Here is a 301-nt window from a genome sequence, read left to right as displayed (position 1 = left end):
CCCCCAGTGTCCAGTCTTGCCATCGTCCTCGACAAAGTGGTCGGGTATCCCGACGTCGCACGCTTACCGGGCTTCGGGCATGCCGACCTCGCCCCCGTGGTCGAGCTGCTCGAGCGGTGTGGCGACTGCATGGCGAACGTGGTCGCGCCGACCAAACAGCCCGGCGACGTGGAGGGTGCGCGGCGCCAGCCGGATGGCTCGGTCAAGACCCCCGCGTGGTTCAAGCCCGCCTACCGCCATTACGTCGATGCCGGATGGGGCTCCGTGCCGTTCCCGGAGTAGTTCGACGGCGGAGGATTCC

Annotated in this window: 1 protein-coding gene; it reads left to right on the top strand. The window is 68.4% G+C overall.

Features of this window, described 5'->3' with window-relative positions; genetic code table 11:
* Positions 1 to 282, top strand: a 282-nt coding sequence (locus tag FVP33_RS19710; protein WP_425460962.1) for a hypothetical protein, incomplete at its 5' end; no start/stop codon positions are given.
* Between the last annotated feature and the right edge of the window lie 19 nt (positions 283 to 301).

Source organism: Lacisediminihabitans profunda, assembly GCF_008040105.1.
GTDB lineage: Bacteria > Actinomycetota > Actinomycetes > Actinomycetales > Microbacteriaceae > Lacisediminihabitans > Lacisediminihabitans profunda.
Note: the sequence above shows the minus strand (reverse complement) of the source record. Positions and strands in the feature narration are given on the sequence as shown.